11 protein-coding genes are annotated in these 19,646 nt (G+C 64.2%); 3 read left to right on the top strand and 8 right to left on the bottom strand.

The genetic code is table 11. The features are described 5' to 3' along the window. The 3 genes from V7787_RS27070 to V7787_RS27060 form a co-directional block, all read left to right on the top strand. A partial coding sequence (locus V7787_RS27070; protein WP_336090357.1) for a hypothetical protein occupies positions 1-266 on the top strand: 266 nt, incomplete at its 5' end. Positions 267-507: 241 nt separating this feature from the next. Next, positions 508-8,007, top strand: a complete 7,500-nt coding sequence (locus V7787_RS27065) for an SDR family NAD(P)-dependent oxidoreductase (RefSeq protein WP_336090356.1) — start codon at positions 508-510, stop codon at positions 8,005-8,007. Positions 8,008-8,016: 9 nt separating this feature from the next. Then, the gene (locus V7787_RS27060; RefSeq protein ID WP_129933968.1) at positions 8,017-9,369 is read left to right on the top strand and encodes an aminotransferase class I/II-fold pyridoxal phosphate-dependent enzyme; all 1,353 of its coding nucleotides are present in this window, start codon (positions 8,017-8,019) and stop codon (positions 9,367-9,369) included. Between the two features lie 9 nt (positions 9,370-9,378). Here the strand turns inward: V7787_RS27060 and V7787_RS27055 are convergent, their stop codons facing one another. From V7787_RS27055 to V7787_RS27020, 8 genes are all read right to left on the bottom strand, one after another. Next, the gene (locus V7787_RS27055) at positions 9,379-9,834 is read right to left on the bottom strand and encodes an REP-associated tyrosine transposase (protein WP_336090353.1); all 456 of its coding nucleotides are present in this window, start codon (positions 9,832-9,834) and stop codon (positions 9,379-9,381) included. A gap of 343 nt (positions 9,835-10,177) precedes the next feature. Continuing rightward, positions 10,178-11,221 (bottom strand): phytanoyl-CoA dioxygenase family protein, encoded by a 1,044-nt coding sequence (locus V7787_RS27050; protein ID WP_004577660.1) that lies wholly within the window; start codon positions 11,219-11,221, stop codon positions 10,178-10,180. 3 nt (positions 11,222-11,224) lie between these two features. Then, entirely contained in the window at positions 11,225-13,369 is a 2,145-nt protein-coding gene (locus V7787_RS27045) for a capsular polysaccharide biosynthesis protein (protein WP_336090349.1), read from the bottom strand. Then, on the bottom strand, positions 13,369-13,935 hold the full coding sequence (locus V7787_RS27040; RefSeq protein ID WP_336090348.1) for a GNAT family N-acetyltransferase: 567 nt from the start codon (positions 13,933-13,935) through the stop codon (positions 13,369-13,371). Before V7787_RS27040 ends, V7787_RS27045 begins: the two co-directional genes overlap by 1 nt. A gap of 4 nt (positions 13,936-13,939) precedes the next feature. Then, positions 13,940-15,475, bottom strand: coding sequence for an LTA synthase family protein (locus V7787_RS27035; protein WP_336090346.1), 1,536 nt, complete (start codon positions 15,473-15,475; stop codon positions 13,940-13,942). 7 nt (positions 15,476-15,482) lie between these two features. Continuing rightward, entirely contained in the window at positions 15,483-16,259 is a 777-nt protein-coding gene (locus tag V7787_RS27030) for an SDR family NAD(P)-dependent oxidoreductase (protein ID WP_266024488.1), read from the bottom strand. Then, a complete protein-coding gene (locus V7787_RS27025; protein WP_108078045.1) occupies positions 16,256-17,575 on the bottom strand; it encodes a capsule biosynthesis protein in 1,320 nt (439 codons plus the stop codon). Before V7787_RS27025 ends, V7787_RS27030 begins: the two co-directional genes overlap by 4 nt. Next, entirely contained in the window at positions 17,515-19,539 is a 2,025-nt protein-coding gene (locus V7787_RS27020) for a capsular polysaccharide biosynthesis protein (protein ID WP_336090340.1), read from the bottom strand. The genes V7787_RS27025 and V7787_RS27020 overlap by 61 nt, the downstream gene beginning before the upstream one ends. Positions 19,540-19,646: the final 107 nt, after the last annotated feature.

The following is a 19,646-nucleotide window of genomic DNA, read 5'->3' as shown; positions in this document are numbered from 1 at the left end:
CGGGCCTGCTGGCCAATTTCCACCCGCCGTTCACCGTTGCCGCCGCCACCGTATTCGCGGGTAAACCCGCTCCTACGCAGATTGGTGGTGGACACACCTCGGGGTTGGACACAGGCTGGTGGTGGACACAGGTCGGCGGGTGGTCACGGGCCGCCGTAGGAGCGGGTTTACCCGCGAAAGGGCCGCCCCTGCTGGCCAATTCCCATCAGCCATTCACCGTCGCCGCCACCACCGAATTCGCGGGTAAACGCGCTCTAACGCCGTGAACCATCCCTCACCCCAGGGTTTTCCCACCCCCACAACCCGCGTATCATCTGCACACACAAATCTGAACATTCCCACGCCAGTTCCAGACCATGAGTCTTGCGCCCCCTGCGTGCATGGCAGTTTCAGGTACCCAGACAATCATCAGTGACATATAACGAATGGCCAGTTTCGTGGCCAGGCCAGGCATGCCGGCTGTCCGACGGATGGGACGGTGCCCGATGAGATTTGAAGGAATAGGTTTTGATCAAGCGTAGAAAGGTTGCAATCGTTGGTTGTGCGTACCGTTTTCCTGGCTCTTCCAATGCGGGCTTCTGGCAAAACCTGATGGAGGGCCGCGACCTGGTGACCCAGGTTGACCCGTCGCGTTGGAACAAACGCGAGTTCCTGCACCCGGACAAGGCCAGCCCTGCATCCAGCTACACCTTCGCCTCAGGCACCCTGGGTGATATCAGCGCTTTCGACGCTGGCTTCTTCAGCATCTCGCCGCGTGAAGCCGCGATGATGGACCCGCAGCAGCGCATGCTGCTGGAAATGTGCTGGGAAACCTTCGAAAACGCCGGGGTCAAGCCGTCCAGCCTGCGTGGCAGCAACTGCGGCGTGTACCTGGGCATCGCCGGTGTCGAGCAGTCCTACCGCCTGCTCGAGGACCTGTCGGCCATCGATGGCGCCACGGCGACCGGCAACACCATGAGCATCGCGGCCAACCGCCTTTCGTTCTTCTACGACCTGCGTGGCCCGAGCATGGCCATCGATACCGCCTGCTCGTCGTCGCTGGTGGCCTTCCACCAGGCGTGCCAGGCCATCCTCAGCGGTGATGTCGACCAAGCCGTAACGGGCGGTATCAGCCTGCACATGCACCCGTTCGGCTTCATGATCTTCGCCAAGGCGACCATGCTGTCGCGCACCGGGCGCTGCCAGTCGTTCGACGAAAACGGCGACGGTTACGCCCGCTCCGAAGGCGGCGGGTTGTTCCTGCTCAAGGACTACGACCAGGCAGTGGCCGATGGAAATACCATTTTGGCGGTGGTGGCGGCCAGTGCGGTGAACACCGACGGGCGCAAGTCCAGCCTGACCCTGCCCAATGCCGAGGCCCAGGCGGCGTTGCTCAAGCGCGCTTACGCCCAGGCCGGCATCGCCCCCGAGCAATTGGACTACCTGGAAGCCCACGGCACCGGTACCGCCGTGGGAGACCCGATCGAAACCCGCGCCATCGGCGAGGCACTGGGCCAGGCGCGCGGCGCCGGCAACCCGCTGCCAATCGGCTCGGTGAAGAGCAACCTCGGGCACCTTGAAGCCGCCTCTGGCGTGGCTGGCCTGATGAAGGCACTGAACTGCCTGGCCGAGCGCACCGTGCCCGCTACCATTGGCGTGCAGGCGCTCAACCCGAACATCGCGTTCGCCGACCTCAACCTGCAGGTGGTCACCGAGCCCCTTCCGCTCAAGGCCGATGGCCAGTTGACCGTGGGGGTGAACTCGTTCGGCTTTGGCGGCGCCAACGCCCATGTCATCCTGCAAAGCCCCGAGCCACAGGCGCCGGCAGCGCAAGCGGGCAGCGCCCGGCGCGTGCCGTTACTGCTCAGTGCCAAGAGCGAGCAAGGCCTGCGCGCAACCGCTGAACGCTTTGCCGCCTACCTGGCCGGGCAGCCCCAGGCCGACTATTACGATGTGGCCTACCAGGCGATGTTCCGCCGCGATGCACACAGCCACCGCCTGCTGCTGGTCTGCGACAACGCGGCCGAAGCCGCCCAGGCGCTGGACGACTATGCCCAGGACCCGACCCTCAGCGAACTGAGTGCAGTGCTGGAGGCCGGCCAGGCTCTGGACGGCGCCTCGGCACCGGTGTTTGTCTATTCCGGCAACGGCTCGCAATGGCAGGGCATGGGCCGGACGATGCTCGACCAGCCGCTGTTCGCCGCCGCCGTGGATGAAGTGGACGCGTTGTTCCAGCCCTTGGCGGGCTACTCGCTGCGCGCCGAGCTGCTGGGTGACAACGGCGAAGGCCGTTATGCACGTACCGAAATCGCCCAGCCTGCGCTGTTTGCCCTGCAAGTGGCGGTTACCAAAGTACTGGCTGCCGAAGGCATCCACCCGGTGGCGGTGATCGGCCACAGTGTGGGTGAAGTGGCGGCGGCCTGGGCCAGCGGCGCGTTGAGCCTGGAGGACGCCACCCAGGTCATCTACCACCGCAGCCGCCTGCAGGGCCTAACCCGTGGTACCGGGAAGATGACGGCGGTCGGCCTCTCGGGTGAGGCCACGGCGCAACTGATTGCCGAACTGAAACTGGATGGCCGCCTGGTCGTGGCGGGCGAGAACAGCGCCCGCGGCGCCACTGTGGCCGGTGAGGTCGACGCCTTGGCACTGCTGGAAGCGGCCCTGGAAGAGCGCCAGGTATTCGCCCGTCGCCTGGACCTGGACTACGCCTTCCACTCGCCGGCCATGGACCCGATCAAGCAAGCGGTTATCGACGACCTCGCGCATATCCGCCCGCAGGCTACGAAGATCCCGTTCTACTCCACTGTCGTCGGTGGCCAGTTGAACGGCGAACGCCTGGACAGCCAGTACTGGTGGCAGAACATTCGCTTCCCGGTGCTGTTCCAGGGCGCGCTGGCTGCCTTGGTGCGCAATGGCCTTAACCTGTTCGTCGAAGTGGGCCCGCATGCGATTCTGCGCAGCTACGTCAACGATGTGCTGGTTGAGTGCGAACAACCGGGGCAGGTGATTGGCACCCTCAAGCGCAACGACCACAGTCCGCTGCTGCTGGAACGTACCGTAGCCCGCCTGCAGCTTGCCGCCGTCGAGCCACAGTGGCAGGCACGCTTCCCGGTGACCGGGCGCCCGCTGCGCCTGCCTAACTATGCCTGGCAGCACGACCATTTCAGCTTGCCGGTCACTGCCGAGGCCTATGGCCCGCTGAGCCACGAGCGCGTGCACCCGTTGCTGGGTTACCCGGTAACAGACCAGGCGCTGACCTGGGAAAACCGCCTGGATACCCAGCAGTACCCAACCCTGGCCGACCACAAGGTGGGTGAGTCGGTACTGTTCCCGGGTGCAGGCTTTACCGAGCTGGCCCTGGCCGTGGCGCAACTGCACCAGCCGGGCGAGTTCGTCGATATCGAAGAGCTGGAAATCCACAACCCTCTGCTGTTGAGCAGCGAGGTCATCAAGAAAGTGCGCGTGCAGGTCGAAGAGGCCGACGGCACGTTGCGCATCAGCTCGCGCACATTGATGCAACGCGAAGACTGGGTACAGCACGTGGTCGCACGCTTGCCGGGCGAAGCGCGCGGTGTGCTGCTGGACTCCCGGGCACCGGCGTTGCCAGCCCGCCCGGCAGACTTCACTGGCGAGCAGCACCTGGCAATGACCAGCGCGGTTGGCCTGAACTACGGCCCCGCTTACCAGACCGTGGCTGCAGCCTGGGTGGAAGGGGAGCGCGTGTTGGCTCAGTTGGTCGTGCCTGCTGCCATCGAACACGAACTGGCCAGCCTGCACCTGCACCCGGCTTTGCTGGATGGTGCCTTCCAGCTGATTACCGAGCTGCTGGCCAGCCGCCAGGGGCATGACGATGGCCTGGCGTTCATCCCCGTCAAGCTTGGGCGCATTGCCTTTACCAATGCCGGCGGTGTGCCGGTGCTGGCCGAGGTGCGCCAGCGCAAGCGCACCGCACATTCGCTGCTGGTCGACTTCACACTGTTCGATGCCAGCGGCGCTGCCGTACTGGCGATCAAGGATGCGCGCATGCGTGCCGTGCGCCTGCAGTACGACCGCAGTGGCGACATCAAGCGTATGGGCCATGTGGGGCAGGCCGCGCCAGGCGCGGTTGTGCCAGTGCAGCGTAAAGCCGCGGCCTGCTCGCCGCTGGTCGAGGCCTTGCAGTGCCTGGCCGACGAGCCGGCGCAGGTGCGTTACCTGAATGAAGTGGAGCCACTGCTGGATGTGCTGTGCAACAGCTTTGTCCTCGATGCGGTGGAACAGGCCGGCGGCCGCATCAGTGCCGAGCAGGTCGCGCAGTGGTCGCAGGGCCAGGGCGACTTCCTGGGGATGCTGTTGCGCCATGCCGAGCACGACGGCAGCCTGCAGCGTAGCGCGGACGGCAGCTGGCAACTGGTCGACCAGGGCGAGCGCCCGACCTCGCAGGCTATCTGGCAAGAGCTGTTCAAGAGCTACCCCGAGTACTTCCAGATTATCCATTCCGTAGGCCGTATCGGCCGGCATCTGTCGGCGTTGCTGGATGGCAGCCAGGCCTTCGACACCCTGCAACCGCGCGAAACCAGCGGTGCCAGCCTGGCGCGCCTGGTGCTGGGGGCGGCAGGGCAGCAGCACCTGCTCAGCGGCATTGGCCAGACCTTGGCCGCGCGCCTGGCGCAACTGCCGCCGGGCCAGCGCCTGCGTGTGCTGGAATTCGGCTTCGGTGGCGCTTCGTTTGCCGAGCTGTTGTACGCCGGCCTGGATTTCGATCGCCTCGATTATGCCTACTGCGTCGCCGAGCCTGAGCTTGAGCAGCGTCTGCGTGACGATTGCCCGGCGCTGGAGGTGCTTGGCCTGGAGCAACTGGCCGACGCCGGTACGTTCGACTGGGTGCTGGTGCCTACCGACTTTGGCCCCCTTGGTACCGTGGGTGACGCCCTGCGCCTGGCCAGTGGCCGGCTCAACCCGCACGGCCAGTTGGCGCTGCTTGGGCAGTACCCGGCGCGCTGGGCCGATTTCGTCTTCGGTGCCCAGCCAGACTGGTGGCTGGCCGGCCCGCAGCAGGCGTTGTCGCGCCAGCAAGGCCCGGCGTTCTGGAGCCATGAGCTGCAGCGACATGGCCTGACCACGCTGCGCACGCTGGAGGCGTTGCCGGGTAACGCCTGTGGTAGCTATCTGTTGCTGGCGGACAAGCCCGCCGGTGCCGACACTGCTGCACCCGTGGCCGTGCAGCGCTGGGCCGTACTCGCCGAAGCCGGGCAGGGCGCTGCCCTGCGCCTGGCAGAGCAACTGCGCGCCCAGGGCCAGCAGGTTGACCTGTTGCAGCCGGGGGACGCCCAGGCGCTGGCAGCTCAGCTTGGCGCCTTTGCCCAGCCCCCTGAGCATGTGCTGCACCTGGCCGGTTTCGACAGCGGCACAGGCCTCGATGGCCAAGCCGAGCGCTGCATGCAAGCGGCCGCGCTGGTGCAGGCCTGTGAGTCGCTGACGATCGCCCCGCAGTGCTGGCTGTTCAGCCGTGGCGCTGCCGAGCACCTGCACAGCGCCGACACCGCCGCTGACGTTGCGGCCATCGGCGACGCGGCGTTGTGGGGCTTTGGCCGTACCCTGGCCAACGAATCCCCGAACTGTCGTATTCGCCTGCTCGATCTGGCCCACGCGGCAGCGGTCGAGCTGGCGGTACCTGCGTTGCTGCACGCCGACAGCGAAACCGAGCTGGCCCTGGACGCCGAAGGCCGTCGCTACGTGCCGCGCCTGCGCGTGCTGGCCGACCAGCCGCGCCGCGCAGTGGGCGATGCGCAGTGGGTGTGCCTGGGCTTCGACCTGCCGGGCCAGTTGCGCAACCTGCGCTGGGAAGTGCGTGAGCCGCGTCAACCGGCGGCGGATGAGCTGGACATTCAGGTGCGTGCGACGGGCCTTAACTTCCGTGACGTGATGTTCGCCCTCGGCCTGCTGTCGGATGAAGCCATCGAAAACGGCTTCTCCGGCCCTACCCTGGGCTTCGAATTTGCCGGTGTGGTGCAAGGCAAAGGCGCCGAGGCAGTGGGCGACTTCGCCCCGGGTGACCGTGTGGTGGGCTTTGGCCCCTGCAGCTTCGCCAACCGCCTGGTCACCAACGCCAACGCCGTTGCACGCATCCCCGAAGGGATGTCGTTCGAAGCGGCGGCGACCATTCCGAGTACCTTCTTCACCGTGTACTACGCGCTGCATCACCTGGCGCGCCTGGAACCGGGCGAGAAGGTGCTGATCCACGGCGCTGCCGGTGGCGTGGGCATTGCTGCCATCCAGATCGCCAAATGGCTGGGCGCAGAAATTCACGCCACCGCAGGCAGCGACGAGAAGCGCGACTTCCTGCGCCTGCTGGGCGTCAGCCACATCTACGACTCCCGTTCGCTGGCTTATGCCGACCAAGTGCTGGCGGCCACCGGTGGGCGTGGCGTGGACGTGGTGCTCAATTCGCTGGCCGGTGAGGCCATCAACCGCAACCTGCAGGTGCTGAAGCCGTTTGGTCGCTTCCTGGAGCTGGGCAAGCGCGACTTCTACCAGAACACCCGTATCGGCTTGCGCCCGTTCCGCAACAACATCAGCTATTTCGGTATCGACGCTGACCAGCTGATGAGCGAGCGCCCTGCGCTCACCCGCCGCCTGTTCGCCGAAATGATGGAGCTGTTCGAGCAGGGCATCCTGCATCCGTTGCCGTTCCGCGAGTTCGACGCCAACCAGGTGGTCGAAGCCTACCGTTACATGCAGCAGGCGCGGCAGATTGGCAAGGTCGTGGTGACGTACGCCAACCCTATCCAGCAAACCGTCGACACCCGCGTGCAGCCGGTGCGGGCATTGCAGCTTGCCGCCGATGCCAGCTACCTGGTCACCGGCGGCCTGGGTGGCTTTGGCCTGCGTACTGCGCAGTGGCTGATCAACAAAGGTGCCCGTCACCTGGTGTTGCTGGGCCGTCGTGGCCCGGCCAGTGAAGAGGCCCAACCGCAGCTGGCCTTGTGGCACGCCCAAGGTATCGATGTGCAGGCCGTGGCGTGCGACATCACCGACCGTGAGCAACTGCGCGGGGTGTTCGATCGCATTGCCGCCAGCCCATGGCCACTGCGTGGCCTGGTGCATGCCGCGACGGTGATTGACGACAGCCTGATCCGCAACCTTGACGGCGACCAGTTGCGTCGCGTGCTGGAACCCAAGGCCAAGGGTGCGCAGTACCTGCACGAGCTGGCCCAGGGCCTGGCGCTGGACTTCTTCGTGATGTTCTCCTCGGCCACCACCTTGTTCGGCAACCCCGGCCAGGCCAACTACGTGGCGGCCAACCACTGGCTTGAAGCCCTTGCGCGGCACCGTCGTGCTCAGGGCCAGGCAGCCACCGCCGTGCTGTGGGGCGCCATCGACGATGTCGGTTTCCTGGCGCGCAACAGCCAGATCAAGGACGCCCTGCAGAGCCGCATGGGGGGCTCGGCGCTGCGGGCCGAGGCCGCCTTGGCACAGCTTGAGGCCATGCTGTTGCAGGGAGATAACGGCCACGGCGTGCTGGAGCTGGACTTCAAGGCCCTGGCGCGCTTCCTGCCGAGCGCCACTACGCCGCGCTTCAGCGAACTGGCCCGTGCCTATGGCGGCGATCATGAGGATGAAGGTGGCGGTGAAGACATCCAGCGCATGCTGGAGGAGCTTGACGATGGCGAACTGCTCGAACGCTTCGTAGACATGCTCAAGCACGAGGTGTGCGAGATTTTGCGCCTGCCGCCAGCACGCCTGGATGCCCAGCGCCCGCTGCAGGAAATGGGGCTCGATTCGTTGATGAGCGTCGAGTTGGTAGTGGCGCTGGAAGAGCGTTTCGGTATTCGCCTGCCGGTGATGGAGCTGAGTGACAGCTCCAGCATCGACAAGCTTGCCGCACGCTTGCTGGAGCTGCTGCGTGGTGAAGCGGGCAGCGGCGAAGAGCAACTGGCGCAGAATGTGCTTGCCCGCCATGGCAGCGAGCACAGTGCCGAAGAGTTGGCGCAGTTGAACGCAGCCTTGGCCGACAGCAACGCGGCACCCAACCGATTGATTGATTAAGAGTGCCAGATGACAGCCAGAACCCCGACCGGCCTTGGTGGCGATGCCAAGCAACGCCTGATCCAGCAAGCCCTCGCCCGGCGCCGCCATGTGGCTGCCGAGGGCGAGCAGGGCGCCACCCTGGAGCAGGTACAGCAGGCTGCCCTGAAGGTGCCCGAAGCGCACTATCGCTTTGATCTGCACCCGGGGTACCAGCAACTGCGGGTACTCCAGCAAAGCGCCATGCAGTTGGGCGTGAGCAACCCGTTCTTCCGTATGCACCAGGGCACCGCCGGTGCCCAGACGCAGATTGGCGAGCGCGAGTTTCTCAACTTTGCCAGTTACAACTACCTGGGCTACTCCGGCCACCCGACCGTGGCCGAAGCGGCCAAGGCGGCGATCGACCGCTACGGCACCTCGGTGTCGGCCAGCCGCCCGGTTTCTGGCGACCGCCCGCTGCACCGTGAGCTGGAGCGCGAACTGGCGCGCCTGTACGAGGTGGACGATGCGGTGGTGATGGTCAGCGGCCACGCCACCAACGTCACCACCATCGGTTACCTGTTCGGGCCACGCGACCTGGTGGTGCATGACGAGCTGATTCACAACAGCGTGCTGCAGGGTATCCAGCTGTCCGGTGCCCGCCGTCTGAGTTTTGCCCACAACGACTGGCAGGCGCTGGACCGCCTGCTGGGCGAGCAACGCCAGCACTTCGAGCGGGTGCTGGTGGTGGTGGAAGGCATCTACAGCATGGACGGCGACTACCCCGAGCTACCCCGGTTCGTCGAGCTCAAGCATAAGCACAAGGTTTTCCTCATGGTGGATGAAGCTCATTCGCTGGGGGTGATGGGGGCGACGGGCAAAGGTATTCGTGAGCACTATGGGTTGGCTGGCGATGACGTCGACATCTGGATGGGGACCTTGAGCAAGACCCTGGCCAGTTGCGGCGGGTACATTGCGGGCCGCACGGCACTGATCGAGCACCTGAAGTTTCTGGCGCCGGGCTTCTTGTACAGTGTTGGCATGCCGCCGGCGGTCACGGCCTCTGCGTTGGCAGCGTTGAAGCTGCTGGCTGCTGACAGCGAGCGGGTTGCGCAACTGCAGGCGCGAGGGGAGCTGTTCCTGCGCCTGGCGCGTGAAGCTGGGTTGGACACGGCGACCAGTACCGGGTTGGCGGTGATCCCGGTGATTACCGGCAGTTCGTTCAAGGCTGGCCGCTTGTCCAGCGCCCTGTTCGAGCGTGGCATCAATGCCCAGCCGATCCTGTACCCCGCGGTGCCGGAGCATTCGGCGCGGGTGCGGTTTTTTGTGTCTTGCGAGCATACGGAAGAGCAGATCAGGCATACCGTTGCGGTGGTGGCGCAGGAGATGGCGCGGCTGGGGTGATGGCCACGCCTACAGCCAGATGGCATCCCAGTGTGGGTATTCGCCGACACTTGGTGCCAGGCCGGCCCTGACCGGGTTGGCAATGATGTAGCGAGCGGCGTTGAGCAGGTCATCATCCTTGCGCATGGCGCGATCGCAGTAGCCCGGCTGCCAGATGGGGTTGGTTGTTACGCCGGCCTTGTGCAAGGCATGGCTGGACCTTGATTTGAAGCGGCGCATCAACGTGGCCAGTGTCACTTGTTTCAGCTCTATCAGCCAATGCACATGGTCGGGCATGACCACCCAGGCCAGCGTGGCGCAGCTGTTTTCCCGGTCTGCCTGGCGCAGGTGATTGACCACCACTCTGGCCAGGTTGAAGTTGTGAAACAGCGGGCGACGCTGGTGGGTGACGGTTGTCAGCATGTACAGCCTGCCGGGGTGTGAAACCCGGTGGCGGCGCAGATGGTGGGCGTGGGCGTAGTGCATGTGGTCATCCTTGAGGCTTCGATCGTTCGAGCCAGCGTAGACGCCCACATGACGCCAGCAGCGATTCAACCATTGCAGAATGTGCCCACTGACCAGGGGGACGGTGTTTGGCCAGGGATATTGGCCAGCAGGCCCGGCCCTTTCGCGGGTGAACCCGCTCCTACGACGGCCTGCGCCCAACCACGGATGCGTTTCCGTGTAGGAGCGGGTTTACCCGCGAATACGGTGGCGGCGGCAACGCTGAATGACCAGGGATATTGGCCCGCAGGCCCGGCCCTTTCGCGGGTAAACCCGCTCCTACGACGGCCTGCGTCCAGCCACCGGGCCGGGGACTGGGCGTGGGTCAGATATGCGGTGCCTCATACGCATTCAACTGCTCCACAAACCGCCAATGGCTCTTCTTGCCAAACCCCATCAACCGCTTCAACCGGATATCCCAACGCATGTGGTGGTTGGCAATCCATGGCAATGCAAACAGGTGCGCCCCGCGCCATGGAATGAACGGGTTACGCCGCAGGCTGGCATATATCTCGACGCGGTGGCTGGCCTGATGGCTCGCACAGCGGGCATGGAAACCAGACGTGTCCGCCACCACCAGGGTGTTGGCTGGCACCGCAAAGCGACGGGGCGGCGGCAGACCGAGGGCCGCCAGCTCGGGCTCGTCGATACGGAATGAACCCTCACGGTGCATCTGCTCGCCGGAGCGCGCCGCCCCCAGGCTTTGACGATACTCCCAGGCCAAACGCTCCGGCGTCAGGCGGTGCGAGCCCGGCACATAACTGAACGGCCCTTGGTCATCCGCCACATCGTCCAGGAACAACCACGCCTTCGCCGTGGGGTGGAAGGTGTCGGCATGCAGGCGGGTCTGCGGGTCCTGGTCGGCATTGGCGGCGTCGATCACGATCGACTGCAACTGGTAGGTAATGCCACCGGTATTGGACGACGCATAGGCAATCAGGTCGCGCACCCCACGGTCCGCCACAAACGCCGCACTGGCCGGGTTTTGCGCCAGCACGTCCTGGTCAAGGCTGACCCGGCGGGTAACCGCGCGGCCTTGGCGCATTTCCCAGCCAGTGCTGCGCAATGCACCCAGCTCGGCGCGCAAGGCCGCAAACTGCTCGGCAGGCAGGGCGTTTTCACGAATGAAAAAACCGTTCTGCTCAAAATGCGCGCGCTCACCGGCATCCAGCCGCGAGGCCAGCGCATTGCGACGGTAACCTGCCATGGCCATCGCCAACTGACGACGCTGCACATGCAGGCCCAGGGCATTGAGCCGGGCGCTGCCCAGCACCGGGTTGTTCTCGAACGACTTGGCATGGGTAGCCAACTGCAGGCAATGCCAGGGGAGTGCCGCGTAACGGCCGATGTCCTTGATCGAAACAGGCATGATCTAGTCCTTTGATGGGGCCAATGGCCGGCCACAGCCGAGCATGGTCCGGGTATAGTTGAGCAACGGCGCCACTCGCCGATAGGCCACCGGCGCCGGGTGGGGCGCGCTGAGGCAGGCGAGGGCGTGCCAGGCATCGCAGGGCAGGTCTTGCTGGACGTCGGCATAGCGCGCATAGCGCAACAAGGCGCCGGCTACCAACTGGTCCAGGGTTAAACGCCGGGTGCGGCGGGGCAAGGGCTGATGGTCCTCGGTCAGGCCCCAGCCGGCATAGAACGGCGTGCCATAGGTGACCACCGGCAGCCCGCGCAGCAAGGCTTCGAAACCGGCGGTGGAACTGAGCGTATGCAGTGCATCGACCTGGCCATACAGGCTGGCGATGTCCACACCCGCCAGTACCTGATCTGCCAGCCCCACCAGCTGTGCCGGGGCGATGTGCCCGCGGCGCTTGCCGGCTTCCACGTCGGGGTGCGGCTTGTACAAAATCCAGGCATCCGGCATCCGCGCGCGCACCTGTTGCAGCAGGCGCAGGTTGCACCCGGCACCGCCACCACTGCATAGCGCCGAGGCGTCATCTTCGACCTGGCCCACCACCAGTACCCGCCGCTGCCCCGGCTGCCCAAGCAGCGCCGGGCGCACATTGCTGCGCAGGTTGAACTTGCTGGTGCCGCTGGCAACGATCTGCGCCCGCAAGCGCGCCGCTTCGGCCAGGCATGGGGCGTCGAATTCACCATGCTGCAACAGCTGCTCCAGGTCGCTGGCAGACTGCGCATCGTAATGAATGCCACCCCGGTCCAGCACCAGTGACAGCGCCGGGCTGTTGGTAGCCCCCAACCCCGTGGAGCGCAAGAAACCATCCTCGACCCGCCACAGAGGCACCCCCGCCTGGCGCGCACGTTCGGCCAGGCCGGCCGGCTCGCGCGCAGCCCATACCAGCAGCCGGCCCTGTTCGGCCGCTACCTGGCTTATCAGTTGCGGGCTGTCCACGCTGAAGCGCAACTGCCCCCAACGGCTTGCGAAAAAACGCCGGATGTTGTGCTGCTTGTGCCGCTTCACGCCCAGTACCGTGGTGGGGCCGGCAAACGCAGCATCGCGGGCTTTCTTGCTGGCCAACTGGCGGGCAACGGTCAAGGCATCGGTCAATTGGCCGCTCAATGGGTCGACATAGCGGCAGTAGCGCACATAGGCCGCCGCCACCAGTTGCACAAGGTCTGGCCTTGCCTGCCGGCGAGCAATGGCCATGCGGTCATCGGTCAGCCCCCAGCCCGCGTAGAACGGCAGCCCGAAGCAGGTGACCGGCACGCCCTGGATCAACGCCTCCAGCCCAGCCTGGCTGGTACCCACGTACACCCGCCGGGCACGCCGGGCCAGTGACGCCCAGGCTACCGGCCGCGCCTCCAGCGTTACCCTACGGGCCCGCGCGGCATCCAGCAGGCAACTGGGCTTTTGCCCGCCCAGGCAGTCCGGGTGAATGCGCACGCGCACGTCGGCATCCGGGTTTTCTGCCAGGGCCTCATCCAGCATTCGCACGTAATCGGCTTCGCATAGCCCGCCGCCCGGGATCGAATAATCCCCGGCAGTTTGGTCCACCACCAGCACCAGCGGCCGCTCGCGGCCCAGCGGGTCGTCGTCGGGCAGGTCCTGGGCGTTGTTGTACTTGCCGATGCCGCTGCTGCGCATCAAGGCAATCAGTTCGCGGGCGCAATTCAGTTCATATGCGCTGAGCGCCTCGGGCTGCTGCAGGATGTTTTCCAGCAGCGAAGGGCGGTCAGCCAGGTAGTGGATGCCCACCGGGTCGACCACCATGGACATCGGCGTATCGCCCTCGATGCCAAGCGAGGACGAGCGCAAAAAACCGTCTTCTAGCGCAATGTAGGGCAGCCCCCAGCGCTGGCACAGCACCCGGGCATGGGCCGACGACTGCTTGTAGCCGATACCGGCAATGGCCTTGAGCCCCTTGGGCGCCTTGCGGCCACGGCGCCACAGCCAGAAGGGCGGGCCTTCCGGGCCGAGGAACTGCGGCAGGTGCAGGACCTTCCAGGCCACCCATTGCGACATGATGCCGACCCAGCCGGTGCCGTCTACCAAGGCATCGGGTGGCGAGTAACCTTCGGGCGAGTGGGGTGCAAAGGGAGCTGTGTTGTGCATTACACGGCCCGCCACATGTTGCGCACCGGCGGGAACGGCACCCAGCGCTTGCGGCGCAGGGCAAAGCCATTATGCAGGTACAGGTGCTGCGCCCGATGATTGCTCAGCGGCACCTCCAGCTCTACCTGGTTAAAGCCCTGGCCGGCGGCGTGCGCGCAGCACGCCTGCACCAGCGCCGAGCCCACGCCTTGCTGGCGTGCGGCCTTGCTGACCCGCAGCCCGTACAGCAAGAACGGGTAGCGCCATTCGCGCAGTTCGCTCAGGCAGAACCCGATAAACCGCACCCAGCCACTCAACACGCCGAACTCACGCACGAACGGCCGCCAGTGCAAGGCAAACGGCCCGCGCCGGCCATGCTTGAGCGCGGCAAAGCCCAGTGCCTGCTCGCCGTCGAAGGCCAGCAGCACACGGTCCCAGTGGATAGCCGCGCCCAGCAGGCGATAGCGGCAGGCCGTATTGCCAATCAGGAACGCCAGCGACCCCCGCCCCTCGGTCAGCAAGCGGGCCAAGGCAGGGTCTGCGGCACGCTCCGGCGACAGGTCCGATCCCAAAACGATACGCACCACGTTGTCAGGCTACCCCGGCACTGGCCATGGGCGTGTCCTGGCGGGTTGCCGGCGCCAAGGCATGGCCCAGCAATGTGCTGGAAAGCTGCTGCACCGGCATTGGCCTGGCCCCGCAGCCAGGCTGGCGGCGGTTGGACCACACCAGGTAGTCGGTATCACCCGCGGGCGCACCAACAGCCTGGTACACCTCGGGCAGGATCGGCACGTGGTCGCCAAAGAAGCACAGCAGCGCCTCGTTCGGCTGGGCCAGCAAGGTTTCGCGCAGCATGCCCAGCATGCGGTCGGCATTGCCGATGTGCCGCAGGTAGGGCGCCAGGTCTTTCATGCCCGGTTGCAGCGGGCGGTCGAACCAGGTGGGCAGCTCGTGCGCGGCTACGCTTTCCAGGTGCAACGGGCCATGGTTTTCCATGGTGACCGCATGGATGAACAGCGGCTGGGTGCGGCCTGGCGCCTGCAGCAGCGCGCGGATTTTGTCTGCTACGGCGCAATCACCAATGAACGGCCCGGCCTTTTGCGAAGCGTTGAACGCCTTCACATCGATGAATTCATCAAAGCCCAATGCCGGCAACACCTTGTTGCGGCCATAGAAACCACCATCGTACGGGTGGATGCAAATGGTCCGGTACCCCTGCGCCTTGAGCCTGGAGGCGATACTGGGCAGGCCTTGGCGGGCCAGCACCCGGTAGGGGTTGAAGCGGTGCACGCCCAGCCGGTCGGCAGGGATGCCGGTAAGGTAGGCGAACTCGGTCCGCACCGTATTGGCGCCCCAGGCCGCCACCTGCAGTTTGCCCCGGGCCAGCGCCTGGCTGGCCAGCAGGTCGTACTGTTCGAGCACTTGCGGGCGTACGCCAGGCCACAGCCCACGCACATCGAAGAACGACTCGCTCTGCACCGAGACCAAGTCCGGCAGCGCCCCGGCCTGGGCCACTGGCGGCTGCGAAGAGGCCGGCATAGCCCCACCCGCAAACGGCGAGCCCAGCCCGTCCCGGTCCACCGGCGCCCGCGCCGCCCAGAAGTACCGCCACAAGCTGGCCGCCAACCCCCAGCCACGCACATCCTGCTCGGCATCAAAGCTCGGCTTCACAGCCCGATGCCCCAGGCGCAGCAAGCCCAGGCCCAGCGCCAACGGCAGCACCGCCTCAAGCCGCGCGCCCGGCACCTCGAAGCTCAACCCCGCCCACAGGTAAACCAGAAAGCCCACCGCCAGCAGCGCGGCCTTGCCAAAGCCAAAGAACGGCAAGTACAAGCGCGGGAACTTCACTGCATCGCTGAAATACTCGAAATCTGCACACACAAACGGCTCGCGCAGCGAGTGATACTTGGCGTTGCTGACCAGCACGATCAGCAGCCACAGCAGCAACACATTCACGCCACTGAACAACGGCCGCGCCGTCAGTGCATACAACAGCCCGAAGGCCACACACCACAGCCCCGCGTGCAGCAGCCAGCAATCGGCCGGGCGACGCAGGGCAGGGCGGGGAACCAGCAGGCGCTCGACCGCGACGGTCAAGCCCAGGCCGATCAAAGCGACCGGCAACATGGAAACATCAATCACTGTACTTCAACCCACGCAGGATCATCGAAGAAAGCCACTGCGGGATAAGCCCCAGCAGCCAGGTGCCCAGGTTGAGCGGGAACGGAAAGCTGATACGCGCCTGGTTCGCCGCCAGCCCGCGCTTGATACGCCTGGCCGCTTTGTCGGCGGTCCACAGAAAAGGTTTAGGCCCGGGCATTTCGAAGCACATCTTCGACTCCACATACCCCGGCACAATCACATTCACTTTCACCCCTTCCGGCGCCAGCCAGTCGCGGATGGCCTCGCCGTACACACGGATAGCGGCCTTGCTGGCGCTGTAGGTCGGTGTGACCGGCAAACCACGCCAGCCCGCAAGAGAGCTGAACAGAGCGATCTGCCCGTCGCCACGGCTGCGCATGGCGGGCAGGGCGGCCTCGACGGTGGCCAGGGCGGCCATCACGTTCACTTCCATCAGGGCGCGGCTGTCCTCCCAGTCTTCCGCTTCGCCATTGGCGCCTACGGCGGTGTTAAGCCCTGCGCCCACCAGCACCAGGTCGGGCTGATGCTGCTCGCTAACCCGGCGCACCATGGCCCGCAGGGCGTCCAGGTCGCGCACGTCCAGGGCTTCCAGCAACACCTGGGCACCCAGGGCGCGGCATTGTTCGGCCATTTCGGCCAGGCGGTCCTGGCGCCGGCCTTGCAGGATCAGCGTCACCCCCGGGGCGGCGTAGGCAGGCGCCAACGCGCCACCGATACCGCCTGTGGCTCCGGTGATGAGGATGCAGCGGGGTGAGGCATGCGAACTCATAGGTATTTTTCGATTCTTGAGGTTTTCGCCATCAGCACTTCCAGGCAGTTGGCCACGGCCATGTCCATGCCGCAGGCGGTGTAGAAGCCGCCGTTGACCTGGGTGGTGTGGATGACCGTGTTGCGGAAGCGATGGAAGAGCTTGATGTCCGGCATGTCCGGGGTGTGCCAGAAATCAGCCAGGCTGCCTTGGTGGGTAAGGCCGGGCATGGCGTAGATAGGGTCGGCCAGGGTAATGGTCGGGCGCCCGTGCAGCAGCGCCGAAGCCCCGGCGGTGCTGTTGACGGTAATCATGCCATTGATGTGCGAGAGCAAGGTTGGCATATGCCCGCTTTCCATGAACTCGACCCGGTCGGCTACGTCGTATTCGCGGGCCAGCGCCTCGGTGACGCGCCGGTAGTTGACCAGGCCAGGCGTCAGCGGATGGTTCTTGACCAGCAGGCGGGCATTGAACGGGGCGTGCAGCGAGAACGAGTCGATCACGTGCTCGATGACCTGGGTCATGTTGTCGAACGGCGAGTGATCGCGGATCTGTGCGTCGCTGTCCAACTGCAGCGGCAGCAGGAAGGTGGGCTGGCGCTCACGGGCGACATCGGCGACCAGAGCGTCGTCGCGGCTGCGGGCGCGGAGCAGGCGCAGGCCTTGGCGAATGAAGCCTGCGTATTCCACTGCGGCGTTGAAGGGGGCATGGGTTCGGTAGTTCGGGTAGAAAAGGGCGTTAAGGGCGCCACCGGTGTGATACATCACATCATGTGCTGCGCGCGCGGTGAACGACAGTTTGAACGAGTTGCCGTTTTGGTAGCGCGGGATGTATTTGCCCACTTCGCGGTACCACTCCGGGTCCCGTGGCAAGCGCGAGTTGTTGTTGACGCCGTCGCGCTCCAGAGTGATCCAGTAAGGGCGGAAGTAGCCTTCCTCGAAGACGTGCACGCGAATGCCTTGCAGGCGGGCAAGCCTTATCGCCGTGCGGTGTACCGGGCGGCAGTCGCCGAACAGGACAAGGTCGGTGATGTCCAGTCGGCGGAAAGTATCGGCATACCAGCCTTCAAGGCCATCGGCGTTACTCGGGCAAGCGATGTTCGGGCCATCGGCCCCGTATAACTCATCACCAACGTTGAAGCGCACACTGTGCACATACTGGCCGATGTCGCGTAGACCTTTGGCAAGGCGAGCAAAAAAAGGCGAGCTTACGCCTTGTAGAAACAGAAAGTTGCAGGTGGGGACGCGCAGCAGAGGACCACGCGTCGCCCTTGTGTTCAGTTGGTCAGGCGCTTCATGCCCAACAAACTGCTCAAGCGTCGTTTCAAGTCCTGCCATCGGGAGGTAGCTCCTGGCTGCGGCGGTAGCGCGTGCCAATTCTGTAGTTCGTATAGAGTCTGTTCAGCTGTTGTGAAACGATTGGTAATACGGCTTACGTAGGTGGGGTAGAGAAGGAGCGTTCCTGCCACCAGTTGGTCCAAGGTTAGTGTTCGATTTCGGCGTGCCTGTACCTGCGGTTGAAGGTCCATGTCCCGAGTAAGGCCCCAGCCGGCATAGAATGGCTGACCATAGGTGGTCACCGGGACGCCGCGCAAAAGCGCTTCGAAGCCCGATTGGGACGTGAGCACATGCACTTCATCAACCACTTCCAGCAATTGATGCAGGGGCGTGTTGCCGATAATTTCGTCGCACCAATGCACCGTCTGCTCTTCGTCATCGCCACGAGCTCGGGTGCCGGCAATTACCTCCGGGTGTGGCTTGTACAAGATCCAGGCATTCGGGTTCTGTTCCCGGACTGCCCGTAGTAATTGCAGGTTGCTATGAATACGGTTGCTGCCGAAGCTGATGGATGCATCACCCTCCACTTGACCGGTTACCAAGATAACCTGCGCTGTTGTAGAAGGCCTTTCCCAAGAGTAACCAGGTAGGTTGTACTTGGTCAGTCCTGCCTTGCAAATAGCATGCCGCAAGCTTTCGGCACGCTGCAGCAAGGCTTGGTCGAACGCATCATCAGCTAGAATTCGTTCTAGGCGTGAGGCGCGGGTCGCGTCGTAATAGATGCCCAAGTCATCTACTACCCAAGACAAAGGCCGAGCTTTACCGGCACCCAAACCAACAGAGCGCAGGAAGCCATCCTCAACGCGATGAATTGAGTGAGGGTGCCCAATCAGCCGATTATCATATTTACAACCCCAAGTGACGACAGGCATCGATGCGGATGGTTGCTTCTTAGCCTTTACGAAACGAATAGCGCTTCCATCGAAGAATAATTTGGCGAGAGGTTCTTTCCATCGGCTAAAGCCGCAAATTTGCACGGCAGCAGGTATTAGGCTGCGCTGTCTGCGTTGTAGCCCTAGCCAGCGGATTAACGCTTCAGGGGTGCTTGGAACACCTCTCTCCGGGCACACATAACGTGGATATCGCACCAAGCAAGCATGGATCACCTGGGTGAGAGGTACGATTTTACGACGTGCAGGAGCAGGTAGGCGATCTACCGTCAAACCCCAGCCTGCATAAAATGGCATGCCCCAAGTATAGACAGGGACGCCCCATAACAAGGCGTCGAATCCCAATTGGGAGGTCATTACGTATACTGCTTGAACACGAGGCAGCAGCTCGGCAGGATGAATGCTCTGAGCCAAAATCTGAATGCGCGGATTCTGTGTCACTGAAGCCAGGTCAAAATGACCACTTTTCCTCCCTGCTACGACATCAGGGTGTACTTTCAGTAGGATCGTACAATCTGGATGTCGCTCCAACGCTGCCTCGAGCATTTTGCCGAAATCTTCAACGCCAGCGCCTTGTAACGATGCGTCGCCCTTCGTCTGGTCGGCTATTAGCACACAGTTGGCAGGAAGAACAGGGTCCTCTATACGGGCATTGTTGTACTTTGAGACTCGCTGTTCCTGCCAGAGAACCTGGAGCCTCTTTGCCCGTTCATGTTCTGCGGGAGATAACGGCTCGGCGATCAATTGCTCAAGACGTGATGGCTGGGAGGCATCGTAATAAATGCCCACAGCATCAACTATCAGCGACAGTGGTGCTTCGTCAGCACCCAGTCCGACTGAACGCAGAAAACCGTCTTCCACAGTCAGCACAGGTTTCCTAGCCTTTTGTGCTTCAGCAAGAGCAATGAGTGCGCTGGGCTTACGACCCCACGCCATAACCCAGTCCGCGTTTGGCATGTCACGTACGCTGCCGCCCTGCAACGCAAAGTCGGGCAGTAAGGCAGGCAGAGTGGCTATTTTCTGAGTGCCTTTTGAAAGGATCAGCAAGTGGGGGCGAGGCAATACGTCGTCCATAAACGTGCAGCAGCGTTCCGTGTGCGGGCAGCAAAGCGCAAGAAGGCTTCTGAATCCATAGGGAATTGAAGGGCGCAAATCTTAATACAGATTCATTATTTTTTGGA

This window comes from Pseudomonas sp. CGJS7, from assembly GCF_036961695.1.
The sequence above is the reverse complement of the archived record's forward strand: the minus strand, read 5'-3'. Positions and strand labels throughout refer to the sequence as shown.